23 protein-coding genes are annotated in these 24,729 nt (G+C 67.0%); 15 read left to right on the top strand and 8 right to left on the bottom strand.

The annotated features are described in order from the left end of the window. The first annotated feature begins 7 nt into the window (after positions 1-7). Positions 8-619, top strand: coding sequence for a DUF305 domain-containing protein (locus ACFVYC_RS10540; protein WP_387549611.1), 612 nt, complete (start codon positions 8-10; stop codon positions 617-619). Positions 620-771: 152 nt separating this feature from the next. Here the strand turns inward: ACFVYC_RS10540 and ACFVYC_RS10535 are convergent, their stop codons facing one another. Then, positions 772-1,998 (bottom strand): FAD-dependent oxidoreductase, encoded by a 1,227-nt coding sequence (locus ACFVYC_RS10535; protein WP_387549609.1) that lies wholly within the window; start codon positions 1,996-1,998, stop codon positions 772-774. 210 nt (positions 1,999-2,208) lie between these two features. Here ACFVYC_RS10535 and ACFVYC_RS10530 point away from each other — a divergent pair, with 210 nt between their 5' ends. From ACFVYC_RS10530 to ACFVYC_RS10510, 5 genes are all read left to right on the top strand, one after another. Continuing rightward, positions 2,209-2,868 (top strand): low molecular weight phosphatase family protein, encoded by a 660-nt coding sequence (locus tag ACFVYC_RS10530; RefSeq protein ID WP_387549608.1) that lies wholly within the window; start codon positions 2,209-2,211, stop codon positions 2,866-2,868. Positions 2,869-3,060: 192 nt separating this feature from the next. Next, complete coding sequence (locus tag ACFVYC_RS10525; protein WP_387549606.1) at positions 3,061-4,176, top strand: LCP family protein; 1,116 nt, start codon at positions 3,061-3,063, stop codon at positions 4,174-4,176. A gap of 219 nt (positions 4,177-4,395) precedes the next feature. Continuing rightward, a complete protein-coding gene (locus ACFVYC_RS10520) occupies positions 4,396-6,072 on the top strand; it encodes an alkaline phosphatase D family protein (RefSeq protein WP_387549605.1) in 1,677 nt (558 codons plus the stop codon). A gap of 181 nt (positions 6,073-6,253) precedes the next feature. After that, positions 6,254-7,030, top strand: coding sequence for a histidine phosphatase family protein (locus tag ACFVYC_RS10515; protein WP_387549604.1), 777 nt, complete (start codon positions 6,254-6,256; stop codon positions 7,028-7,030). Continuing rightward, complete coding sequence (locus tag ACFVYC_RS10510; RefSeq protein ID WP_387549602.1) at positions 7,014-8,009, top strand: NAD(P)H-hydrate dehydratase; 996 nt, start codon at positions 7,014-7,016, stop codon at positions 8,007-8,009. Before ACFVYC_RS10515 ends, ACFVYC_RS10510 begins: the two co-directional genes overlap by 17 nt. A 245-nt stretch (positions 8,010-8,254) precedes the next feature. Here ACFVYC_RS10510 and ACFVYC_RS10505 read toward each other — a convergent pair whose 3' ends face one another. Next, entirely contained in the window at positions 8,255-8,677 is a 423-nt protein-coding gene (locus ACFVYC_RS10505) for an Hsp20/alpha crystallin family protein (RefSeq protein WP_387549600.1), read from the bottom strand. Positions 8,678-8,872: 195 nt separating this feature from the next. Continuing rightward, positions 8,873-9,070 carry a hypothetical protein gene (locus ACFVYC_RS10500; protein WP_387549598.1) on the bottom strand — a complete coding sequence of 66 codons (198 nt, stop codon included), beginning with the start codon at positions 9,068-9,070 and terminating at the stop codon, positions 8,873-8,875. Positions 9,071-9,472: 402 nt separating this feature from the next. Between ACFVYC_RS10500 and ACFVYC_RS10495 the strand changes: the two genes are divergently transcribed. From ACFVYC_RS10495 to ACFVYC_RS10470, 6 genes are all read left to right on the top strand, one after another. Continuing rightward, the gene (locus tag ACFVYC_RS10495; RefSeq protein WP_387549597.1) at positions 9,473-11,713 is read left to right on the top strand and encodes a S9 family peptidase; all 2,241 of its coding nucleotides are present in this window, start codon (positions 9,473-9,475) and stop codon (positions 11,711-11,713) included. 108 nt (positions 11,714-11,821) lie between these two features. Then, a complete protein-coding gene (locus ACFVYC_RS10490; RefSeq protein ID WP_387549595.1) occupies positions 11,822-12,565 on the top strand; it encodes a hypothetical protein in 744 nt (247 codons plus the stop codon). Positions 12,566-12,674: 109 nt separating this feature from the next. After that, on the top strand, positions 12,675-13,439 hold the full coding sequence (locus ACFVYC_RS10485) for a peptidoglycan-binding protein (protein ID WP_387549798.1): 765 nt from the start codon (positions 12,675-12,677) through the stop codon (positions 13,437-13,439). A 6-nt stretch (positions 13,440-13,445) separates the two neighbouring features. After that, complete coding sequence (locus ACFVYC_RS10480) at positions 13,446-15,890, top strand: hypothetical protein (RefSeq protein WP_387549593.1); 2,445 nt, start codon at positions 13,446-13,448, stop codon at positions 15,888-15,890. Positions 15,891-15,898: 8 nt separating this feature from the next. After that, complete coding sequence (locus tag ACFVYC_RS10475) at positions 15,899-16,105, top strand: DUF2945 domain-containing protein (protein ID WP_387549592.1); 207 nt, start codon at positions 15,899-15,901, stop codon at positions 16,103-16,105. A gap of 4 nt (positions 16,106-16,109) precedes the next feature. Then, a complete protein-coding gene (locus ACFVYC_RS10470) occupies positions 16,110-17,306 on the top strand; it encodes an NAD(P)/FAD-dependent oxidoreductase (RefSeq protein ID WP_387549590.1) in 1,197 nt (398 codons plus the stop codon). Here ACFVYC_RS10470 and ACFVYC_RS10465 read toward each other — a convergent pair. Both ACFVYC_RS10465 and ACFVYC_RS10460 read right to left on the bottom strand, forming a co-directional pair. Then, complete coding sequence (locus tag ACFVYC_RS10465) at positions 17,290-17,871, bottom strand: GNAT family N-acetyltransferase (RefSeq protein WP_387549589.1); 582 nt, start codon at positions 17,869-17,871, stop codon at positions 17,290-17,292. The two genes, ACFVYC_RS10470 and ACFVYC_RS10465, sit on opposite strands and share 17 nt — an antisense overlap. Further along, a complete protein-coding gene (locus ACFVYC_RS10460; protein WP_387549588.1) occupies positions 17,864-19,027 on the bottom strand; it encodes an acetate kinase in 1,164 nt (387 codons plus the stop codon). The genes ACFVYC_RS10465 and ACFVYC_RS10460 overlap by 8 nt, the downstream gene beginning before the upstream one ends. A 139-nt stretch (positions 19,028-19,166) precedes the next feature. Here ACFVYC_RS10460 and ACFVYC_RS10455 point away from each other — a divergent pair, with 139 nt between their 5' ends. Next, complete coding sequence (locus ACFVYC_RS10455; RefSeq protein WP_387549586.1) at positions 19,167-19,451, top strand: hypothetical protein; 285 nt, start codon at positions 19,167-19,169, stop codon at positions 19,449-19,451. A gap of 64 nt (positions 19,452-19,515) precedes the next feature. Here the strand turns inward: ACFVYC_RS10455 and ACFVYC_RS10450 are convergent, their stop codons facing one another. From ACFVYC_RS10450 to pta, 3 genes are all read right to left on the bottom strand, one after another. Further along, positions 19,516-19,941, bottom strand: coding sequence for a hypothetical protein (locus tag ACFVYC_RS10450; protein ID WP_387549796.1), 426 nt, complete (start codon positions 19,939-19,941; stop codon positions 19,516-19,518). 2 nt (positions 19,942-19,943) lie between these two features. Then, complete coding sequence (locus tag ACFVYC_RS10445) at positions 19,944-20,327, bottom strand: cupredoxin domain-containing protein (RefSeq protein WP_387549584.1); 384 nt, start codon at positions 20,325-20,327, stop codon at positions 19,944-19,946. 179 nt (positions 20,328-20,506) lie between these two features. Further along, positions 20,507-22,585 (bottom strand): phosphate acetyltransferase, encoded by a 2,079-nt coding sequence (gene pta / locus ACFVYC_RS10440; RefSeq protein WP_387549582.1) that lies wholly within the window; start codon positions 22,583-22,585, stop codon positions 20,507-20,509. Between the two features lie 278 nt (positions 22,586-22,863). On the opposite strand from pta, the gene ACFVYC_RS10435 reads away from it, so the two are divergent. Together ACFVYC_RS10435 and paaK are read left to right on the top strand one after the other, a co-directional pair. Next, positions 22,864-23,313: a hotdog fold thioesterase gene (locus tag ACFVYC_RS10435; RefSeq protein WP_387549580.1), complete on the top strand. Its 450-nt coding sequence runs from the start codon at positions 22,864-22,866 to the stop codon at positions 23,311-23,313. A 7-nt stretch (positions 23,314-23,320) separates the two neighbouring features. After that, a complete protein-coding gene (gene paaK / locus ACFVYC_RS10430) occupies positions 23,321-24,682 on the top strand; it encodes a phenylacetate--CoA ligase PaaK (protein ID WP_387549579.1) in 1,362 nt (453 codons plus the stop codon). Positions 24,683-24,729 lie beyond the last annotated feature (47 nt).

Here is a 24,729-nt window from a genome sequence, read left to right as displayed (position 1 = left end):
CATCCCCATGAAGATCAGTAGCTTCGCCGTCGCCGCGGCCCTCGCCGCTTCTTTTGGGCTTACGGGCTGTGCATCCGGTTCAGATACTTCGGGCACCAGCACGCATGGCCCCAACCACGTCAGCCCCAGCGCGATGTCCAGCATGATGCCGGACGCGGCAGCAGACCATAACCAGGCCGACATCATGTTCGCCCAGATGATGATTCCGCACCACGCACAGGCCGTGGAGATGGGAGACATCATTCTGGCCAAGCCGGACATCCCCGCGGAGGCCACGGCCCTGGCCACCAGAATCAAGGGCGCGCAGGCACCGGAAATCGCAACCATGAGCGGGTGGCTCACGAGCTGGAAGGTGCCCATTATGCCGGACCATTCCGGCCACGGCATGTCGGGCATGGTTGACACCGAAGGCATCGACAAACTCAATGCCGCCCAGGGCGCCGAGGCCGCAAAGCTCTTTATGGAGCAGATGATCCGGCATCACGAAGGCGCCATCGACATGGCCCGGCAGGAGATCGGAGCAGGCAAGCATGCCGACGCGGTTCAGCTGGCACGGGATATCGTCACGGCCCAGGAAGCGGAGATCGCCGAGATGAACCACCTGTTGACCGGTTTCTAGCCCCCCCTCCCCCAGACCCTCTTTCATTTAATGCAAAGAATCGGCAGATGCTCTCTCACTTTTCTTACGAAAGTGAGAGAGCATCTGCGTGTAAACCGCATCAAGTGAGAGAGCGTCCCTTGGGATGCGGGATGGTGCGTCAGGTGCCGCGCCTAGTGTTTGTGTTCGGGGCGGTTGACGTGTTCCGGGAGGATTCCTATCCCAACGAACCGGGCTGTGATCGGGCGGAGCACCGGCGAGGCTGCCCGCAGCAGCACCACGAGCCACCGTGGCGCGACGCGGTTGCCGGTGGTTGCCCTGAGGAGCACCCTGTGTCCGTTGCGCTGAAGCCGCTGCATAATCTTCACCGGCTTCTCGCGCCGCCGCTGCACACGGGCCAGCTTCTCAGTCGGTGCGGTGCCGGTGGCCAGGTCTTCCGCGATGGCGTTGGCCAGTGCGACGGCGTCTTGGATGGCGAAGTTGACGCCGACACCGAACATCGGGGACATCGCGTGGGCCGCGTCCCCGATCGCAATGAACCCCGGACGGTGCCAGCGCCGAAGCCGGTTGATCTGGACTGACAGGAGCTTGACCTGGTCCCAGTCTGTGAGGGTGCCGACCACCGGGCGCAGGAAGGGCGCTGCGGCGGTGATCCTGGTTTGAAGAGCTCCCACCTCCGAAGCCCGAAGCTCGTCGAAGCCGCCTTTCTTGATAACCATGCCGGACTGATACCTGTCGCCACGGTCAATCGTGAGGACCATCCCCTGCGCGGATATGTATCCCAGGGTTACCGGCGGAGGATTGGGCGGCTTGGGAAGGTTGAACCACAGTACGTCGATGGGCACGCCGAACCCCTCGGGAGTCAGCCCGGCAGCGGCGCGCAGGGTAGAGCTGCGTCCGTCGGCAGCGACGGTGAGGGGCGCTCGGATCTCCAGGCCGCCGTCGGACGTTCTGGCTTGAACGCCGCACACCTTGTCATTCTCGATGAGGAGGCCGCTTGCCTCGGTGAGCATGCGCAGCTCGAAGTTGGGAAACGCCGCCGTCTCGCGTGCGAGAAAATTCAGGAAGTCCCACTGCGGTGCGAGGACGAGGAAGTTGTCAGGGGCAGGAAGCGAGCCGAAGTCGACGAAGGTGATGCGCTGCCCGTCGACCACTGCGTCCAGGGTGGACAACCGCGTCAACGGCAGCTCGAGGAACTTTTCCCGCAGCCCGAGCTCGCCCAGCAGGGTGACGGTGGAGGGATGCACGGTGTCGCCGCGGAAGTCGCGCAGGAAGTCCCCGTGTTTCTCCAGCACGGTGACCCGCAGGCCGCGCCGGGCGAGAAGGTACCCGAGCACCATGCCTGCAGGGCCGCCGCCGGCAATGACGCAGTCGCGTTCGATAAAGCTTTTCACAGTCATATCATCGTGCCCCTTTGTGGAAGGTGATAGAGCGTCGCCGGAAAACCCGCAGTATGTGAGAGAGCGTCGCCGGAAAACCGACATTAAGTGAGAGAGGATCCCCGGGGACCTGCGAAAGGTGAGAGAGCGTCGGGGTGGGGCGGCCGGCGTCGGGCCGTTGCGTGTTAAGTTGAAAAGCACGGACGCACCGGCTGGAAAGAGAAATCTCCCTTGGACTCACCCGCACCAGTAAGAATCCTGACTGTCTGCACGGGCAACATCTGCCGGTCCCCCGTGGCCGAACGGCTGCTGCAGGCGGGGCTCAACCAGGTACTGCCGGGCGGTTTCGTGGTGGCCAGCGCCGGGACCCGGGCCATGGTGGGCGACCCCATGCAGCCAATTTCCGCCGACATCGTGAGCACGTTCGGCGGTGACCCCGGGAACTTTGCCGCCCGCCAGCTGACGCCAAAGATCCTGCGCGGCGTGGACCTGGTGCTCACCATGACCTCCGGGCACCGCGGCGAAGTCCTGCAACTGGATGCGTCCCTCCTCAAGCGGACGTTCACCATCCGCGAGTTCGCCCGGATGCTTGACGTTTTGGACGAGCGTGCTGCTGCTTCCGAGGGGGAACCAGTGCCGGGAACGTCCGACGGCGGCAATCCGCTGGCAGCCAATCACGCCTTCTGGCGGGGCTTGCCGGCGCGCGCGGCGGCAGTGCGGCACCTGTCGCTGCCTGCGGACTCGTCCGAGAACGACATCATCGACCCCTACCGCCGGGCCCCTGAGGTGTACCGGCAAATGGAAGACGAACTCGCGCCCGCGATCGTGTCCATCCTGCGCCACGCACGGCTCAACGCCCCTGTCGCCGGGACGCGTGCGGGGTCTGTGTAGCCTTCGGCAAGCCCCGGCATCTCACCGCCGGGTTCACGACGGCGCCCTGTCTCACCTGCGGGTCCGTCGTGCCCGCCGGACCCGCACGCCGTCGAAATCAGCCCGCAGATGACAGTTTGGATACGTCCCTAGCCAGGGAGGCCCCGGCGGGCGGACACTGATCCCACCATCCCCACAATGAGGTGAGGCACCATGAGCACGCCAGGCGGTTCTGAACCCGGTCCAAACCCCGCCGGCCCCCACCCGCACGGTCTTGGCTGGGTGGCACACGGGCGGCGGCGCTGGATTGCGGCACTGCTGGCACTGGTCTTAGTGGCAGTAGGCGTCGTCACCGTCTTCAGCCTCAACCGCGCGGGCACCGAGGCCCAGCCCGCCGCAACACAAAGCCAAACCCCCTCGCCCACACCAACGGAGACACCTTCCGAAACGCCGGCGCCGGCACCGCCTCCCCCACCTCCCCCACCGCCGCCTCCACCCATTCCGGAGCACCCTTCCGTTGCCATGAACGTGCTGGTGATTGGCAGCGACATGCGCGGCATCGCCAAGGACGCAGCAGCCCATACGGCGGCAACCGGCCAGCCCATGGACCACCGCTCGGACGTCCTGATGCTGGTCCACGTCCCGGCCGACCGCCGGACCCTGTACCTCGTATCCATGAACAGGGACATGTGGGTGGACATCCCCGGTTTTGGTGGAGGAAAAATCAACGCTGGGCTCCAGTACGGCGGCATCGACATGACCACCCACACCGTGCAGCAGCTGTTCGGGATCACCATCGACCACACCCTGATGCTGGACTTCGGCGGTCTGAAGCTGATGGTGGACGGGCTCGGCGGCATCGACGTCAACGTCCCGGTCCCGTTCCAGTCCACACACGATACGGGACATGTCTTCGGGCCGGGCGTGAACCATCTGGACGGCCAGGCGGCGCTGGAGTTCTCCCGGGAGCGGTATGCATTCGTCGACGGCGACTTCCAGCGGGTGCGCAACCAGCAGGTCCTGCTCCGCGCCGTCCTTGGCCGCCTCACTGCCGGCGGTGCACTGAACGACGTGACGGCGGTCCGGAGCCTGGTGGAATTCGCGTCCTGCTGCCTCACCGTGGACAAGGGCTTCGACCCCGTGCAGGCCGCCATACTCGCCTACAGCCTGCGCAACCTTGATGCGAACGCCATCGGCACCATGACCCTGCCCACGGCCGGGAGCGGATTCATCGCCGGGCAGTCCGTGCTGTTCCCGGACTACGGCGCCATTGCCGCCGTGGGGGCGGCCCTGCGGGAAGGGCGGATTGGGGAGTTCGCGGTGCCGTAGGCGGGCGGACTGCGGGTCCGAGACACACGAAGTTTCGTCGACGCGGAAATTCCCTGGCGCTCCGGTTATACGGGCGCGCCACGGAATATGCGCTTCGTCATGGGATGCGGGTGTCGGAAAGCGGCAACGACCACTGAGCGACCCGGTGTTCAGCCCGGGCTTACCCTTCGTTCATCGGAAGGAAACAGTCCGTGCGCCGGATGCGGAAAAGCTGGCATCATGACTGACATTTCGCGCCGCACCATCGTCAAAGGTTCCGTCCTCGCCGCCGCACTGGCCGCCACGCCCGCAGCCGCGCAGGCCACCGCCGGCCGCGCGCCCGCCGGTGTTGCCCTGGTCCGGAACCGGCTCACCCTTCCCAGCGGCATCGCCACCGGCGACGTCACCTCCGACTCGGCCGTGCTGTGGTCCCGCGCTTCGGGCGCCGGGCGGATGACGGCGGCGCTGCGGGCGGTGGACGACGGCGGCGAGGTCCTGCGCGGCCGTGGAGCCTTCGAGCGTGTCATGCGAGGCCCCCGGGCCACCCAGGCTTCCGACTTCACGGCCAAGATCCATGCCGGAAACCTGCCGTCCAACACCCGCTTTGCGCTGGAGATCAGCTTCGAGGACGACGGCGGCGCGACCGGTGAGACGGTCCGCGGCACCTTCCGCACGGCCCCCGACGCCGGGACGGTCAACGGCAAGGGCCGCACTGGTGGGACGAGCAACGGAGGTCAGGTGCCGGCGTCGTCCGCCCAAAGTTTTGTGTGGACCGGTGACACCGCCGGGCAGGGCTGGGGCATCAACGAGGAAATCGGCGGAATGCGCGGCTACCGGGCCATGCACCAGACCCGGCCGGACTTTTTTATCCACTCCGGCGACACCGTGTACGCGGACGGTCCGCTAACCGAGACTGTGGTGGAAAAGGACGGCCAGGTGTGGCGGAACGTGGTGACCGAGGAGGTATCCAAGGTGGCGGAGACCCTCACCGAATACCGCGGCCGGCACCGCTACAACATGTTGGACGCGAACATGCGGGCCATGTTCGCGGACGTGCCCGTGATCGCAAACTGGGACGACCACGAGACCACCAACAACTGGTACCCCGGCGAAATCCTGGACGATCCCCGCTACACCGTCCGCGACGTCAACACGCTTGCGGCGCGCGGCCGGCAGGCATGGCAGGAGAACATGCCGATCGCCGACTCGTCAGCGCTGTGGCGCCCGGGGACATTCGACGACGCCGGCCAGTACCAGCCCGCGCGCATCTACCGGAAGATCAGCCGCGGCCCGCAGCTGGACATCTTCTGCCTGGACATGCGCACCTTCAAGTCCCCCAACACGGACGGCAAGGAGGCCTACGCCACGTCCATCCTTGGCCAGGAGCAGGTGGACTGGCTGATCCGCGAGGTCTCCCGGTCCAAGGCCACGTGGAAGGTCATCGCCGCCGACCTTCCGCTGGGCATCATCGTGCCCGACGGTGCCGTGAACCAGGAGAGCCTGGCAAACCGCGACGCCGGCGCACCGCTGGGCCGGGAACTGGAGATCGCCGGGGTACTCAGCGCGTTCAAGCGCAACCGGGTTAAGAACGTGGTGTGGCTGACCGCCGACGTGCACTACTGCGCCGCGCACCACTACTCCCCCGAGCGTGCCGCCTTCACCGACTTCGACCCGTTCTGGGAATTCGTGGCCGGGCCGATCGCCGCAGGATCCTTCGGACCCAACGCGATGGACGGCACCTTCGGCCCCGAGGTGGTCTTCTCCAAGGCGGGACGTTTCCCCGGAGAGTCACCGCGCGACGGCGAAAACCAGTTTTTTGGGCACGTCCAGCTGGGGGAAGACAACAGTTTCACCGCCAGCCTGCGGAACGCGAACGGCGGCACCGTGTTCTCGACGGTGCTGACGCCGGAACGTTAGGGGTGGCAACGCGGGGTCACTTCCAGCCCAATTACTGGGGGTTATTGGGCGTTAAGTGACCCCGTGTTGCTGGGCGGCACGCCGTGCCTTCCGTATGCGTCCGTTTAGTTTTCACTGCCCATGGGTACGCCGCTGGTAATGTTCCTGCATTCGGCAAGGCACACGGACGGGGTGATTCTTTGTGAAAGAGGACGGACTGACAGAGGCTGTCCAGGAAGCCGGGGCGGTGGAGCTGATCCTGATCCGCCACGGTGAGAGCGAAGGCAATGTGGCGGCCACGGATGCGCGGCTGGCCGGCGCCGAGATCATCGAGGTACCGGCCCGGGATGCGGACGTGAACCTGTCCGGGACCGGGCAGGAGCAGGCCAAGGCCTTGGGCTCCGCGCTGGCACGGATCGCCGAGGACCTCCGCCCGGACGCGGTGGTTTCCTCACCGTACGCCCGGGCGCTCCAGACTGCCGAAATTGCTGTTGAGGCAGCAGGCTGGCCGGTGAAGATCCGCAGCGACGAACGCCTGCGTGACCGTGAACTCGGCATCCTGGACCGGCTGACTCGCCGTGGCGTCGAAAGCCGGTTCCCCGAAGAAGCCGAGCGCCGCGAGTGGCTGGGCAAGATGTACTACCGGCCGCCGGGCGGCGAGTCCTGGGCTGACGTGGCACTGCGGCTGCGGTCCGTGCTGGATGAACTGAACAACCTCAGCACCGGGCACCGGGTGATGCTGGTCTGCCACGACGCCGTGATCCTGCTGTTCCGGTACGTGCTGGAAGGCATGAACGAGGCCGAGCTCCTGGACCTGGCCGCGGGCACGTCCGTTTTGAATGCCTCACTTACCCGGTATGTACGGCCGTCCGGGGAGGGGCCGTGGACTCTGGAGAGCTTCAACGTGGCGGACCACCTCACCGAGCATGGTGTGACTGTCACCGAACACGCGGGAGACGCCAGTGTCCACCCGAAGTGATTCCGTGGCCACCGCCGGAACGGCCACTGCTTCGCCGACCCTGGTGACGCCGTCGCTGCTCCGCGATTGGCCGCTGCCGGCGCCGGGCGCGGACAAGTACTCCCGCGGCTCGGTACTGGTGATCGGCGGCGCGCGGGCCACACCCGGTGCGGCACTGCTGGCCGGTACCGCCGCGTTGCGGGCCGGCGCAGGAAAGCTCACCCTTGCCGTCGCGGAGTCGGCCGCGCTGCAGCTGGGGGTGGCGCTGCCAGAATGCGGGGCCACGGGGCTGCCGGAAACTGCGAAGGGATCGGTGACCGGTGAGGGCCTGGACAGGATTTCTTCAGACCTCAACAATGCGGACGTGATCCTGGTTGGGCCGGGGCTGGATGATCTGGAGCTCGCGGAGGAACTGCTGCGGGCGCTGCTGGAGCGGGAAGCCGGCACTGGCGGCTCAGGCTCCCGGGGTTCGGGCCCTAGTGATTCGGGTTCTGGTGACGGAACCGCGGACGGTGGTCCCGTCGTCGTACTTGACGCCTATGCCCTGGGGGCCGTGGTGAAGATGGCGGACCGGCTGGAGCCGTGGAAGGGGCGGCTGATCCTGACGCCGAACCCCAAGGAGGCCGCTATCCTGCTGGGCCGCGACGTGGAGGACCTGGCGGCCGATATCGCCGAGATCGCCGACACGTACCAGGCGGTGGTGAGCTGCCAGGGCTTCATCGCGCGGCCTGCCGGCGGGGACGCTCCGGAGGAGTCCGAACTCTGGAAGATGACCACCGGCTATGGCGGACTGGGGACCTCCGGCAGCGGGGACGTCCTGGCCGGGGCGATCGCGGGCCTCCGCGCCCGGGGAACCACCAGCGCGCAGGCCGCATGCTGGGGAACCCATCTCCATGCCGCGGCAGCAGACCGGCTTGCCAGCCGGTTGGGCCCCCTTGGGTTCCTGGCCCGTGAACTGGCTGACGAACTTCCCGCCCTGATGCTGGAGCTCAATACCTAGGGCTTGACGCAACGCGGGGTCACTTCCGGCCCGTTTTATGCGGTTTTGAGGGCCATAAGTGACCCCGCGTTGTCCGGCTTGAGGCCCCGGCGTGGGATGGCCCCCGGCCAAAGCCGGGGGCCACCGTACCGGGAAGTTCAGGCCTACTCTGCCGATGCGCGTTAAGCGCTGTGGCGTGCTCAGAATGGCTATCCGCCCCAAAGGCAGTCAACAATCTTTACCCGACATCCCGATCCTGCTGGGGACTAGGCGGAAATCTCGTGCTTCGCCCCCTTGGTCTCAATCTCAATCTTACGCGGCTTGGCCTTTTCAGCGACAGGAATCCTCAGGGTCAGGACGCCGGCGTCGTACGACGCTTTCACGTTGTCGGTGTCCAGGGTTTCCCCGAGGATGAGCTGGCGGCTGAACACGCCGCGGGGCCGCTCGGAGGCAATCAACTCGGTGTCCTTGCCCGCAGGTTCCGGGCGCTCTGCCCGTACCGTCAGGACATTCCGTTCGACATCCAGGTCCACTGAGTCCGCTGAAACACCGGGCAGATCAAAGGCGACTACAAAGTCCTGGCCTTCACGCCAAGCGTCCATCGGCATCGCTGCCGGGCGCGCTGCCGTGCCGAAGACCTGCTGGGCCAGCCTGTCCAGCTCGCGGAACGGATCGGTTCGCATCAACATGGCTTCCCTCCTCGTGGGGAGACGGTCCAACACTATTTTTATTACCAGCCGATCTGTAGTGGCTGATATAGATTTTGTAGCACCGGGCCGAGAGATCTGCAAGCGGTTTTTTGGCAAGAATTTTCCAGCCGGTTTGGACGCGTGCGGGCACAAAGAAGGGGCCTTCGCATGCGCAAAGGCCCCTTCAGCGCGCGGCTATCCGATCTTGTCCCGGGTGGGATCCGGCCGGAGCGGCGCAGGACCCGGATCTGGCACGGGCAGGGGCCCTGGGGGCTCCGGCACGGGGAACGGGTTGGGCGACGGCGGACCCGGGTGGCCGGGCTGGGCGGGATCAGGGGTTGGGCCTGGCTCCGGCGGGAACGGCTCGGGCTCGTGCACTGGCGGGATGGTCATAAACTTCCCCTCTCACGCTGGGCGGATGTGCCTTAGCGTGAACAGGATACGCCTGCCGCCGGAACCCTACTAGGGCCGCCCCACCTCCCCCGACGCTCTCTCACCTCCTGCACGTTTTGGACCAACCGCCTCTCACCTCGGCAGCCCGTTGCGGCCGCAGTCCCCTTGGGCTCCTTCGTTGCCTGCCTGACGTGGGAGAGCGTTTGCGGAAAAGCGGCACAACGTGAGAGAGCGTTTGCGGAAAAGCGGCACAACGTGAGAGAGCGTTCACGGAAAAGCGGCAGAAAGTGAGAGAGCGTCGGTGGGGAGAGGGTGGGGATGGGGAGCCAGGGGGTGGAGGGGGCTCTCGTCCGGTAGCGAACGGCCGGGTTATTGTCAGGGCGGATGGATATATTTGAACCCATGACCCAGACACCGCTGCAGGACTCCGCCCGCGCTGCCGCCACCACCCCGGTCCCCCCGGTTGCCAAGAAGATTCCGTCCGAGCGCATTCACCACGGGGACACGTTCGTGGACAACTATGAGTGGCTGCGGGACAAGGAATCCGCCGAGGTAGTGGAGCACCTGAAGGCCGAAAACGCCTACCAGGAAGCGGTGACGGCGCACCAGGAACCGCTGCGCGAGGCGATCTTCCAGGAGATCAAGGGCCGCACCCAGGAGACAGACCTGTCTGTCCCCCACCGCAAGGACGGCTGGTGGTACTTCAGCCGCTCGGTGGAAGGCAAGGAGTACGGCATCCAATGCCGCGTCCGCGCGCAGAACACCGGCTCCCCCGTCGCGGACTGGACTCCCCCGGCAGTGGACCCCGGCGTCGAAATCCCGGGCGAGGAGATCCTGCTGGACGGCAATGTCGAAGCCGAAGGGAAGCCGTTCTTCTCCGTTGGCGGCACTGCTGTCACCGTGGACGGCAACCTCTATGCCTACGCCGTGGACAACGCCGGCGATGAACGCTTCACCCTGCGCATCAAGGACCTCCGGACGGGCGAACTGCTGCCGGACGTCATCGAGAACGTGTTCTACGGCGTCTCCTTCTCCCCGGACGGCACCCGCATCTTCTACACAGTGGTGGACGACTCCTGGCGCCCCTACCAGGTGAAGGCCCACACCCTGGGCACGTCCGTCACCGAGGACGTGGTGATCTACCAGGAGGACGACGTCGCCATGTGGCTGGGCTTCGAACTCTCCGCTGACCGGCGCTACCTCGTGCTGGGCATCGGCTGCTCCGAGTACAGCGAAACCCGCCTGCTCCGGTTCGATGACCCTGCCCAGGAGCTCACCACCGTCATTTCCCGGAACGAGCGTGTGCTTTACGAGGCCGAGCCGTTCCTGCTGCCCGGCCCGGACGGACTGAAGACCGAACGCATCCTGCTCACCCACAACCGCGGCGCCATCAACTCGATGGTCTCGCTCACTGACTGGGCAGAGCTTCGCAAGCCGCTCGCCGAGCAGGCGTGGGACACCGTCGTCGAACATTCCGACGACGTCCGCGTCAATGGTGCCGGCGTCACCTCCACGCACCTCGTCGCGTCCATCCGGAAGGACACCATCGAGCGGGTCCAGGTGATCGGGCTGCAGGGCCTGGGCACCGCCGCCCAGGAGGCACCGGTGGAGCCGGCGTTCGATGAAGAGCTGTACACGGCGGGTGTGGGCGGTTCGGACTACGAGGCACCGGTGATCCGGCTCGGCTATACGTCCTACTTCACGCCGTCGCGCGTTTACGACTTCGTGCTGCCCACTCCCGGGCAGCCCGAAGGCGAGCTGCTGCTCCGGAAGGAAAGCCCGGTCCTGGGCGGCTACGACGGCAACGACTACGTGGCCACCCGCGAATGGGCGACGGCGGCGGACGGCACCCGAATCCCGCTCTCCGTGCTGCGCCACAAGGGCGTCAAGCAGGATTCGACGGCGGCTGGCCTGGTGTACGGGTATGGCTCCTACGAGCTGAGCATGGACCCGGGCTTTGGCATCGCGCGGCTGTCCCTGCTGGACCGCGGTGTGGTGTTTGTGATCGCGCACGTCCGCGGCGGCGGCGAACTGGGCCGGCACTGGTACGAGAACGGTAAGAAGCTCACGAAAAAGAACACCTTTACGGATTTCGTGGCTGCCACGGACTGGCTGGCGGACTCGGGCTGGGTGGATCCGTCCCGGATCGCGGCACTGGGGGGCTCAGCCGGCGGACTGCTGATGGGCGCCGTGGCCAACATGGCGCCGGAGAAGTACACAGCGGTCGTGGCGCAGGTGCCCTTCGTGGATGCCCTCACCACCATCCTGGACCCGGAACTGCCGCTGTCCGCCCTTGAGTGGGAGGAATGGGGCAACCCCATCACGGACCCCGAGGTCTACGCCTACATGAGGTCGTACTCCCCCTACGAGAACGTGGGGCCGAAGGCGTACCCGAAGATCGCCGCGGTGACGTCCTTCAACGACACCCGCGTCCTGTACACGGAACCGGCAAAGTGGGTGCAGGAGCTGCGGAACAACACCACCGGATCCGAGCCGGTGGTGATGAAGATCGAGATGGACGGCGGCCACGGCGGCGCGTCCGGCCGCTACGTCCAGTGGCGCGAGAGGGCCTGGGACTACGCCTTCATTGCCGATTCCCTCGGTGCCACGGAGCTGCTTCCCGGCGCTGGCCTGCGAGGTTAGGGGACGGGCCCTGTATCCAAAAAAGCTAATCATGCTTACCCTTATCTGACGCAGTGCTGTCCGCTGGGAGGCAGCTCAACCCGCGCCGGAACATGAGGTGACGTGAGCATGGTTTCCCAGCACAGCGACGATCGAACAAATGGCGGCCCGCGCCTTGGAGCGGGTGCCCCCGTGCGCGTCCTTTCCCGGGCGGCCGTTGCAGCGCTCCTGGCCGGGCTCGCGGGGGTGTGGCTGCCCGGCGCCGCAGCGTACGCCTCCGGTCAGCACGACGACCGGCGGAGTGCACCCGGCGGGTGGCACGGTTCCGGCCGGTCCTGGGTTTTTCCGTTCGACCGGCCGGCTCGTCCGGACGGGGACGGCAACCAGGCCCTGGCGGTGAACACCGAAGACGGCTCAGTGGACTACAGCGTGGACTTCGCACTGGTCTGGGCCGAGGATGGCGACCCGGTACAGACAAAAAATGAGGCCTACGCGTTCGCCAGCTGCACGGGCTGCACCACGGTGGCCGTGGGATTTCAGGTGGTGCTGATTGAGGAACCCACCGATGTCATAGCCCCGGAGAACCTTTCCGCGGCCGTGAACTACAACTGCACCGAATGCACCACCTACGCGCTGGCCAACCAGCTGGTCGTGTCCCTCGGCGGCCCGTTGACTGAGGACACCATGGACCAGCTGTCAGCACTGTGGTGCGAAATCGACGACTACGGCGACGACCTTGAGGACGTCCCCCTTTCCGGGGTCCAGAACCAGCTCGAAGCCTACAAGGCACAGATCCTCACGATCATCCAAGCCGACCCGAGTGCCGCCGGGGATGGCATCGCAACGTCCAGCAAACCCGCCGCGGGGGCCTGAACAGCCTCAATACTGATTTCAAAAAAACATAATCATGCTTACTATTGTTTGGCGTCGGGCTGCCCACTGGGGGTAGACAACCCGCGCCACACTGGAGGTTTGCGTGAGCATGGAACAGGAACTGCGGCCCCTGACCGACGACGAACTGATTGCGGAGCAGGCAACGGCATTGCCGGACAAGGAAGTCGCCTCCGTCCTTGACCTGAATGCGGATCTGGACTTGGGCATCGACGCCGCGGCACCCATCGACCTGGCCGTGGCAGCCAACGCGAACGTGGCCGCGCCGATCGATGCCGCCGCCTCCGCCAACATCCTCTCCTTCGGTTCTGACGCGCAGGCGCTGGCTGACCAGGGGGTTGTGATCGAGCAGGGCATCGTGGCCGACGCGAACGCCGAGTCCACCCAGGACAGCACCATCAACCAGGGCAACGACACCGTTGACGACGGCGGTGCCGCCACTGAGGGCACCGGCACAGGTGCCGCCGGGGCCACGGCCGACGCCGGCGGCCTCCTCCCCGACGGAACGTCCACCGATGGCGTCGTGCCCGAGGACGGCCTGGGCGGCGCCCTGCCCGACGACGGTGCACTGCCCGACGTCGGCGCGCTGCCGGTGGATCCCGCCGCCGCGCTGGACGGGGACCTGCTCAACGTCAACGTGGACCTGGCCGCTGACGCGGACATCGCCGCACCCATCAACGGTGCAGTGGCGGCCAACGCGAACGTGGCCGCCCCGATCGATGCCGCCGTCGCAGCGAACATCGGTTCCATCGACAGCCAGGCCTTTGCCGTGGCTGAACAGGACGCCATCATCTCGCAGCACATCGAGGGCGAAGCCAACGCCTCTGCCGACCAGCAGTCCGACCTCGAGCAGTAAGCACAGATGACCCACACCAGCGGCGGGCCGCGCCCCCAGGCCGGCCCGCCGTCGTCCGCTGCCCCCGTTGCCGAGCACCCGCGGCAGGTTCCCGCGCGGGCGGACGGCGTCCAGCTCATCGGCAGGGCGGAGGGGTCGGGCTACCGCGAGGCGCCCTCGCTGGTCCGCCGCGCGGACGGCCAGACCCTCCAGCTGACGCCATTGCTGTATCTGGTGTTGGAGGCGGTGGACGGCGAGCGCAGCCTGGAGGACATCGCGCAGCATGCCAGTGCCGGTTCCGGCAGGCTTGTCAGCGCGGAAAATGTGCGCTCCCTGATGGACTCCCAACTGCTGCCGCTGGGCCTGCTCCGCCTCGCGGACGGGTCCCAGCCGGAGGTCCGGAAGGCCGACCCGCTGCTGGGGATGCGCTTCCGCTACACCGTGACGGATCCGGAGCGCACCCGCCGGATTACGGCACCCTTCGCGGCCTTGTTCAATCCGCTGATCGTGGTGGCGGTGGCCGCGGTGTTCCTGGCCGCGTGCTGGTGGGTGCTGATGGTGAAGGGGCTGGGATCGGCCACCCATCAAGCGTTCGAGAACCCCGTCCTGCTCCTGCTGATCTTTGCGATCACCATCCTCTCCGCCGGTTTCCACGAGTTCGGGCATGCCGCGGCTGCGCGCAGGGGCGGCGCCACGCCCGGTGCCATGGGAGCCGGGCTGTACCTCGTCTGGCCGGCGTTCTTCACCGACGTCACCGATTCCTACCGCCTGGGCCGCGGCGGCCGGCTCCGCACTGACCTCGGCGGCCTGTACTTCAACGCCATCGTGGCGGCGGCCATTATGGCGGTGTGGTGGGCCACCGGCTTCGACGCGCTGCTGCTGGTGGTGGTCACGCAGATCCTGCAGATGGTCCGGCAGCTGCTCCCCCTGGTCAGGTTCGACGGCTATCACATCCTGGCGGACGCCACCGGCGTGCCCGACCTCTTCCAGCGCATCAGGCCCGTCCTGCTGGGACTGCTGCCCTGGCGGTGGGGAAGGCCGGAGAACAAGGTCCTCAAGCCGTGGGCCCGCGCCGTGGTGACGGTATGGGTGCTGGTCACCGTGCCGTTGCTGCTGTTCAGCCTGGCCATGATGGTGCTCTCCATGCCGCGGCTGCTGGCCACGGCCTGGAGCAGCGCCGCACGGCAGCAGGGACTGCTCGCCGAAAGTCTTTCCGCGGGAGATCTGGCCGGCGGGGCGGTGCGTGTCCTGGCCATCGTGGCCGTGGCCCTTCCCATGCTGGGCATGCTGTACATCCTGCTCCGGCTGCTGAGGCAGCTGGTCACCGGGCTCTGGCAGAAAACCCGCGGCCGGGCACTCCGGCGCACCGCCGCCATGGGTGCCGTGGCGGTTCTGCTGGCCGGGCTCGCCTGGGCATGGTGGCCCGACGGCGGGACGTACCGTCCGGTGCAGCCGTACGAACGCGGCACGCTGGCGGATGCGACGACGTCGGTACTTCCGGTCGCGGACCCCGTCCTGCGGGAGGGCGGCAGCGGCAGGACGGTTGCGCTGTGGCCCGAAGGTGCCGCCAAGCCGACCCGGGAAAACCCGCAGCTGAGCATGGTGCTGGTTCCGGTGGAGGCTTCGCCGGGCGTTGGCGCTGCGTCTTCGCCTTCCAGCTCCCCCGCAGGGACCGCGGCGCCGTCCTGGGTGTTCCCGTTCGACCGGCCTGCGGCACCGGAGGAGGACGGCAACCAGGCACTTGCGGTCAACACCACCGACGGCTCGGTCACTTACAACGTGGCCTTCGCCCTCGTGTGGGCCGAGGACGGCGAACCCGTGGATACCCGGAACGAGGCCTACGCCTTTGCCAGCTGCACCGGCTGCGCCGCCGTGGCGGTGGGGTTCCAGGTGGTCCTCATCGTGGGGCAGGCGGACGTTGTGGTTCCGGAAAACCTCTCTGCCGCCGCCAACTACAACTGCGTCGAATGCCTCACCTATGCACTGGCCAGCCAGCTCGTCCTTACCCTGGACGGCCCGCTGAGCGGCGCCGGCGTGGAGCAACTGACGGCGTTGTGGGCCGAGATTGCCGAGTACGGCCGGAACATCCGGAACGTGCCGCTCTCAGACATTCAAGCCAGGCTTGCCGCCTTCAAGGAACAGATCACGGCCATTATCAGGGCCGATCCGAGTGCCACAAAAGCAGCCGCAACGCCCGCGCCCGCGGCTTCACCCCCGGCGACCGTGCCAGCCGGCGCACCCACCGGCGAACCCGCGGGAACCACGGGAACCGCGGCGCCCGGGGGCACCAACGCAACGGCGCCCGCCGCACCTGCTCCGGCAGGGACGGGGGCTGCAACCGCCCCGGCGACGCAACCCGCCCCCGGTGACGCGCCGGCGTCGTACGCACCCGTTGAGACGCCGGTCCCAACGGCGGATACTGGGGGCACGGCCCCCGCCGTGGAACCCGTAACCACCACAAGCCCCCGCTAGGAGAACAAATGTCGTTGAGCAAGGGAACGTCCGTGGAATGGAACACGCCGCAGGGCAAGACGCACGGCAAGATTGTGGAGAAGAAAACCAGCGACTTCGAGCTGGACGGCCATACACACCGCGCCAGCAAGGATGAGCCCCAGTACGTGGTGGAATCGGCGAAGACCGGCGCGCGGGCCGCACACAAGGCCTCCGCCCTGACGGAAAAGAAGTAGCACGGTGGCCGCACAGCACGAGGTTGTTATCATCGGCGGCGGCAACGCCGGGATCTCGCTGGCCGCCCGGCTGGAACGCTACGGCGTCAAGGACGTGGCCGTCATAGAGCCCCGGGACCACCACTTCTACCAGCCACTGTTCTCACACATTGCCGGGGGCAGGGCCGCTGCCAAGGAAGCCGTCCGGCCGCAGGAACCCCTGATTCCGAAGGGTGTGACGTGGATCCGTGACTCGGCTGCGGACGTGGATACGGACTCGAACACCGTCACGTTGGTGTCCGGCGGCACCGTGGCGTACGGCCAGCTGGTGGTGTGCCCCGGCCTGCAGTACGACTGGGACGATGTGCCAGGCCTGGCGGCGGCTGTCCATTCGCCCCACGGCGCCTCGCACTATGAGTTCGAGCTGGCGCCGAAGGCGTGGACGCTGCTGAGCGGGCTGACGGCCGGCACCGCCGTGTTCACCATGCCCGCCGGGCCCATCAAGTGCGGCGGCGCCGCCCAAAAGCCGATGTACCTTGCCTGCGACTACTGGAGAGAACAGGGCGTGCTGGACAAGATCCGGGTGGTGATGGTCCAGCCTTACCCGACGGTGTTTGGTGTGGCGGAGGTGGACCGGGAGCTGGACCGCAAGATCGCGGAGTACGGCATTGAACTGCGGACCAACAGCGAACTGGTGTCCGTCGATGCCGCGGGCCAAAAAGCCACCATCCGGGACCTTGTGTCCGGCACGGAGGAAAACCTGCACTACGACGTCCTCAACGCCGTCCCGCCGCAGTCCGCCCCGGACTGGCTGAAGGCAACCAACCTGCCAGCCCCGGATGATGCCGGCGGCTTTGTGGAAGTGGACCGGCAGACCCTCCGGCACATCCGGTTCCAGAACGTCTGGTCCCTCGGCGACGCCGCCGGGACCACCAACTCCAAATCCGGCGGCGCCCTGCGGAAGCAGACAAAGGTGCTGGCCCAAAACCTGGTGGCTGCGCGGAAGGGAAAGGCGCTGCCGGCCAAGTACAACGGCTACTCTGTCTGCCCGTTCACGGTCTCGCGCAACACGGTGGTGTTTGCCGAGTTCGATGACAGGTACCGCCCCCTGCCCACCATCCCACGCGTCCCCACGTGGAACGAGAGCAAGCTGTCCTGGGTGGTGGACCGGGACATGTTCCCCCAGGTGTACTGGAACCTGATCCTCAAGGGGCGGGCGTAGCGGCCTTCAACGACTGGCCCACGCGCCACTCGTCCGCCAGGACGGCGTAGATCAACTCCGTGGCCCACTGGCCTTTGTAATGCCACTTGTCCACGTGCCGTGCTTCCTGCCGCATGCCCAGGCGGCGGCAAAGCTCGGCGGAAGCCGTGTTGAGTTCATCCAGGCGTGCCTCGATCCGGTGCATCCCCAGCTCTTCGAAGCCGAGCCGGAGCACCGCCTCCGCAGCTTCCGTGGCGTAGCCCTTGCCCCTGGCACCCGGAGCCAGGGTCCAGCCCACTTCGCCCTGCCCGCACCCCGGCAGCCATTTGAGGACCACCTCACCCTGCAGCCCGCCGTCGTCCGCTGCCTCAATGGCGAGCGCCACCCAGTCGCCCTCCTTCTCGAAAACGAAATTGGCGTACCTGCCCACCCGCTCCATCGACTGCGTGTAGGTTTTCGCAGGCCCCGGCAGGAACCTGGCAGTCTCCGCCAGCGCGTGGTAGGCGTGGAAGGCGTCCAGGTCCGGGCCTTCGAAGCGGCGCAGGATCAGCCGTCCGGTGCGGATCGGCAGGGCAATCTCAGGCATGGTCAGAGGAGACGACGGCGGCCGTCGCCTCCGCGATTGCCCGCTCCTCGTCAGTGGGAACCACCAGGACGGGAATCTTGGACTGGGCCGTGGAAATGACGCGGGGTTCCCTGGACCGCTCAGCGTTCAGGCCGGCGTCGAGCTCTATGCCCAGGGCGCCCAGCTTTTCCGCCACAAGCGCCCGAAACTGATGGGAATTCTCGCCGATCCCGGCGGTGAACACGAGCGCCTTCGCCCCGCCCACGGCCACGTGGTAGCCGCCGATGTACTTGGCCAGCCGGTACGAGGTGACCCCGAGTGCGGTGGCCGCCTTGGCGTCGCCGGCCTCGGCTGCCTCCACCACCGAGCGCATGTCGTTGTTGCCGGCCAGGCCCTTCAGCCCGGATTCGCGGTTCAGCATGGTGTCGATGTCCTCCGGAGTCCAGCCGGCCCTGCCGAGGAAGACCAGGATGGAGGGGTCCAGGTCACCTGACCGGGTTCCCATGACCAGACCCTCCAGCGGGGTGAAGCCCATGGAGGTGTCCACCGAGTGGCCGCCGCGGATGGCCGTGACGGAGGCGCCGTTGCCCAGGTGGGCGATGACACCGTCGAACCCGTCCACCGGAAGGTCCAGCAGCGCAGCGGCCCGGCGCGTGACGTACTCATGCGAAGTGCCGTGGAAGCCGTAGCGGCGGATGCCGTGCTCCGTGTAGAGCTGCTCCGGGACGGCGTAGCGCCAGGCATGCTCGGGAAGGGTGCGGTGAAAGGCGGTGTCAAAAACTGCCACCTGCGGCATCTCCGGCCACTTCTTGGTAATGGCACGGATGCCCAGCACGTTGGCCGGGTTGTGCAGGGGTGCCAGCGGGTTGAGCCGCTCGATGGCGCGGGTGATCTCGTTGTCCACCAGCACCGGCTCGGCGAACCGCTCGCCGCCGTGCACCACCCGGTGCCCCACCGCGGCCAGCTCCAGGTCGCCGAGTTCCTGGTGAATGGCGGCGTCCACCTGTTCCAGGGCCTCGGCGTGGTCCCGCGGGCCCACGATCTCGCCGTCCCCGTCACCGCCGTTGCCCATGCCGATCTTTTCGATCAGTCCCTCCGTGAGGACGCTCCCGGCGGCCACATCGCGCACCTGGTACTTGAGCGAGGACGAGCCGGAATTGATGACGAGCACGAGCATGCGGGCCTCCTGAGCCTGGCGTCTGCAGTTCAAACCACACTATAGGTTGCCGTGGCGGCGCACGGTTTTCCTTGTGGATCGGAGCGGGCTGTGCCTAGAGTCGGTTGACAGGCTGGACCACGCTCGAGAGGACATTTCCATGACGAATGAGCCCACTTCATACGACGAGAACAACCCCACCGACACGGGATCCGGCAACACCGCTGCGCTCAACGCCCAGGGAGGCGCAGGTTCCGGATCGAAGGACCCCACCGGCGCGAACCCGGCGCTGGACGACACCGGCGCCGTCAAGGCGGGCGAGACCGGCGAGGCCCCGGCTGCTCCGGAGAATGTGGAAGACCTTGACCTCACCCCGGAGGGCCTTGCCGACGAACCGGCCCAGCAGGAGGATCCGGAAAGCCTGGCCAAGCCAGAGAACAGCTGACACCAACAAAGGACGACGTCGGCACCCGGCCGGGTGCCGACGTCGTCCTTTTGCTTGGCGGACCTCAGGCGGGACGCCCGCGCGCAGGCCCCGGCGCTCCATGCACGCGCCGTGTGGAGGGCGCGCGGACAAGGCCAATGGCGGCCAGCACGGCGCCCAACCCTTCGGCCACTGCGCTGAGCGTCTTTTCGAAGAACCACACGGGTTCGTACATGGCAGGGAACGGACCAAAGGCCGGGATGTCGACGTACCGGTACAGCACCACTGCCGCGAACGCGCTCAGCAAAACAACCAGCGCCATGGCGTAGGCGGGCTTGCTGCCCCGGATCAGGACATAGACCGCCACCAGCACCGCCGCCGCCGATTGGAGCAGGAACAGGTTGCCCTGCCCGATCCCGCCGGGGTTGGCCGCCTGGTAACCGGGGGCCAGCAGGATATGCACCCCGGCATCGATGAACAGCGCCAGGGCGGTCAGCACCCTCAGGGTCATGTTCACTTGACCGTCAGCGTTCCCTTCATGTTGGGGTGGTACACGCAGAAGTAGGGATATGTGCCCGGCTCCGAGGGGGCCGTGAAGGTGCCCGTTCCGCCGCTTCCGCGGACATCAACGTCGAAGACCTTGTCCTTGTCAGCAGTGACGGTATGCGGGGCGGAATCCATGTTGATGACCGCGACCACTGCGCCGGGCGCCACCGTGATTGGGTCGCCGTACTTGAAGTCCTTGATGGAGATGGTGGCCGCTGCCGCCGGCGCTGCGGCGGTGCTGGCTCCTCCCGGCGGCGCGGTACCGGTTCCGCTTCCGCCGCCCGGGGCGCAACCGCCCACCAGGATCGCGGCCATCAACAGTACTGCTGCCTTACGTCCAACCGGTTTCATCCCGCACCGTCCTTGCTGCCGGAAACCACGGCAGGGAGTCCCCTGCCCGTTCTTTTATTGTCCGCCTGCCGGCCGGAAGTGAGCCCGTGTGTCCGGGAAAATGGCGGCAGACAGGCAAACGCGGGGTCACTTAAAGCCCAATTTCCGCCCTCGAGAGGGCCTGAGGTGACCCCGCCTTGCTAGGAGGCTGGCGCCTGCGCCTGGATGGCGGTGATGGCCACGGTGTTGACGATGTCCTCCACCGTGCAGCCGCGGGAGAGGTCGTTGACCGGCTTCCGCAGCCCCTGCAGGACCGGCCCGACGGCGACCGCCCCTGAGCTCTGCTGCACCGCCTTGTACGTGTTGTTGCCGGTGTTCAGGTCCGGGAAGATGAACACGGTGGCCTGCCCGGCCACCGAAGATCCCGGCATCTTGGACTCGGCGATCGAGGCGTCCACGGCGGCGTCGTACTGGATGGGGCCCTCGACGGCGAGATCCGGGCGGCGCTCGCGGACCAGTTCGGTGGCCTGCCGCACCTCATCCACCGCCTCCCCCGAGCCCGACCCGCCGGTGGAATAGGACAGCATGGCCACGCGCGGCTCCACACCGAACTGGACAGCCGTCTCTGCGGAGGCCAGCGCGATGTCCGCCAGCTGCTCCACGTTCGGGTCCGGGTTCACGGCACAGTCGCCGTAGACCAGCACCCGGTCCGGCATCAGCATCAGGAACACCGAGGAGACGATCTTCACGCCCTCTCGCGTCTTCACGAACTCGAGCGCCGGGCGGATGGTGTGCGCGGTGGTGTGGGCAGCGCCGGACACCATCCCGTCCACCACGCCGAGCTGGACCATCATGGTGCCGAAGTAGCTGACGTCCTGCATGATTTCCAGGGCTTTGGGCAGGTCAACACCCTTGTGCGCCCGGAGCTCCGAGTACTGCTCGGCGAACTTCTGCCGGAGGTCCGAGGTGGCGGGGTCAACAACGTTGATGCCGGCCAGGTCGATGCCGCGGGCGGCGGCCAGCTCGCGGACGTCCGATTCCGGACCCAGGACGGTGAGGTCGCAGACGTCGCGCCGGTGCAGGATTTCGGCTGCCCGCAGGATCCGTACGTCCGTCCCTTCGGGGAGGACCACGTGCCGGCGCTGGCCGCGGGCCCGCTCGATGAGGTCGTGCAGGAAGCGCAGCGGCGTCATCCGTTCCGCCCGTGGCAGGTGCAGCCGCTCCACCAACTCGGCCTCATCCACTGTGCGGGACCAGAGCCCCAGGGCGGAGGCGACCTTACGGCGGTGCCCCGACCAGATCTCGCTGCGGACCTCGGCGACGCGGCGGGCGGTGGTGTAGGTGTCATCCGTAGCGGCGAACACCGGGAACGGCGCCTGTGCCAGGAGGGGGTAGATGTTGGCGTCCGGCGCCAGCCCGCCGGTTAGGATCAGCGCCGAAGCCACAGGGAATTCGGGTGAGAAGGACGACGCCAGGCACGCGACCATCACGTCCGCGCGGTCGCCCGGAACGATCACCAGGGCGCCCTCGTCCAGCACGTTCAGGAAGTTGCCCACGTTCATGGCCGCCACCTTGATGTCCTTCACGTCCCGCTCCATGTCCGCCCGCCCGGCGATCTGCCGCACACCGAGCGCGGCGGCCACTTCCCCGGTGGTGGGGCGCGCAATCTCCTCAAGCTCGGGCAGGACGTACACGGGCCGCTTGGAGGCGCCGGGCTTCACGGCGGCGGCGATAGCCTCGACGTCGTCCGGGTCAGCGCGGTTCACCATGATGGCCAGCAGCGCGCATTTCTCGGCGGCAAGCTCCTTGCGGGCAACCTCGACGGCGGCCGCGGCCTCCGCGACGGTCCTCCCCTTGGCGCCGACAACCGCAACCACCGGGGCGGCCAAGTTGTTGGCCAGGCGTGCGTTGAGGTCGAATTCGACGGCGGCGTCCTGGCCGGTGAGGTCCGTCCCCTCCACAATCACCACGTCGCAGTGGCGGGAGATCTCGGCGAAAATTTCCACACAGCGTGAGTCGATTTCCTCGCGGTTGCCTTCAGCAAGCAGGGACCGGACCTCCTCGTGGGTGAGGCCGCCGCGGCACCGCTCATCCTCCAGCGCGAACCTCGACTTCATCAGGGCAACCATCGGATCGTCGGCCGCAGACGGGCCGTGGACCACCGGTTTGAAGAAGCCGATCCTGTCCGCATGGCGGTGCAGGGTGTCCGCCAGGCCCAGGGCCACAAGGGACTTGCCTGATCCGGGAGTTGTTGCGCTGACGTAGATGCTTTTGGCCATGGTCCGCCCTTTTGCTGGTCTGCTGGTGCCGGTCCTCCATCCTTGCACTTTTCGGCGGAGGGCATCCGGCAAGCCCCAGACCCAACTAGGTAGCAGTAGTTGTCATTTTGGGGGCCCATAACGACAACTACTGCTACCTAGTTGGGCGGGGCGGCACATCAGGTGGGCCGCCGGACCCATGGTGCGGCCCGCCGTCGTGCGCTCCCGCCCTTGACACCGGACCCCCTCATGGGATTACCTAATGAACATTCGGTAAATAAAGCTGGAGGCAATGACGCATGGCTGAAACAACAGTTTCCGGGGCCATCCACCCCATCCTGGAAAACGACTACGCCTCCATATGGATGGGGATCGAGGTCCTCGCCGTCAGCGAAGGGCATGCCACCATCCGGATGACCCTCCGCCAGGAAATGCTCAACGGCTTCGGCATGGCGCACGGCGGAATGATCTTCGCCTTCGCGGATTCAGCCTTCGCCATGGCCTGCAACCCTGTCGACCCGGCACCCGGCGAGGAAAACAACATCACCGTAGCTGCCGGCGTCGACATCAACTTCCTGAAGCCGGCCTACCAAGGCCAGGTGATCACCGCCGTGGCCGACCGCCGCTCCAGCGCAGGCCGCAGCGGCCTGTACGACATCCAGATTTTCGCTGCCGACGCCGGCGCCCAGGCTCCGGGCGAACTCATCGCCGAGTTCCGTGGCCGCAGCCGGACCATCCCCAAGAAGTAGGACAACCATGACCCTCCACGCCCCCGAAACCCCCACGTCCGCCACAACGGCAGCGTCAGACCCCGCCCTGGACCGCGAAGAGACCATCTCCCGCGACGAACTCGAGGCCCTGCAGCTCAGCCGCCTGCAGCACACCGTGGCCTACGCCTACGAGCGTGTGCCCCTGTACAAGCGCAAGTTCGATGACGCCGGCATCCACCCCGGCGACCTGCGCGAACTCAGTGACCTGGGCAACTTTCCCTTCACCACCAAGGACGATCTGCGCGCTGAGTACCCGTTCGGCATGTTCGCGGTCCCGCAGAGTGAAGTAGCCCGCGTCCACGCCAGCTCGGGCACCACAGGCCGGCCCACCGTCGTCGGCTACACAAAGCAGGACCTGGCAGACTGGGCCAAACTCGTGGCCCGCAGCTTCCGCGCCTCCGGCATCCGGCCCGGCATGAAGGTGCACAACGCCTACGGCTACGGCCTGTTCACCGGCGGCCTCGGGGCCCACGCGGGAGCCGAAGCCCTCGGCTGCACCGTCATTCCGATGTCCGGCGGGCAGACCGAACGCCAGATTCAACTCATCCAGGACTTCAAGCCCGACGCCATCCTGGCCACCCCCACGTACCTGCTGACCATCGCCGATGCCATGGCGCACATGGGCATCGACCCCGCCTCCACATCGCTGAAGTTCGCCGTCCTCGGCGCCGAGCCGTGGACCCAGGAGATGCGGCACGAACTCGAAGTCACCATGAACATCAAGGCCTGCGACATCTACGGGCTCTCCGAGGTGATGGGCCCGGGCGTCGCCGGCGAGGCCGTGGAGACCCAGGACGGCAGCCACATCTGGGAGGACCACTTCCGCCCCGAAATCATCGACGCCTTCAACCCCGTGGTGGGCAAGGAGAACGTCCTGCGCGACGGCGAACACGGCGAACTCGTCTTCACATCCCTCACCAAGGAAGCCCTGCCGATCATCCGCTACCGCACCAAGGACCTCACCCGGCTCCTGCCCGGCACGGCCCGCCCCGCGCACCGCCGGATGGGCCGCATCACCGGCCGCAGCGACGACATGATCATCCTCCGCGGCGTGAACCTCTTCCCGTCCCAGATCGAGGAAATCGCGCTCCGCATCCCCGAACTCAGCCCGCACTTCCAGCTCGAACTCACCCGCCCCGAAGGCCAGCGGATGGACCAGCTGACCGTGCGGATCGAGCGCCGGGATGCCGTCACCCCCGAGCAGAGTACGACGGCGGCACGCGCCTTGAAGGAGCAGATCAAGATCCACGTAGGTTCTTCGTGCTCGGTGGACGTTGTGGAGCCGGGCTCGCTTGAGCGGTCCAACGGCAAGCTGCGGCGCATCTACGACCTGCGGCCGAAGGGCTAGCAGCGCGCACGCGCCGACCGACCGACCGTTCATGAGAAACTAGGCAC

It is taken from the genome of Pseudarthrobacter sp. NPDC058329 (assembly GCF_042879835.1).
In the GTDB taxonomy this organism is placed as follows: domain Bacteria; phylum Actinomycetota; class Actinomycetes; order Actinomycetales; family Micrococcaceae; genus Arthrobacter.
This window is presented reverse-complemented; position numbering and strand designations above follow the sequence as displayed.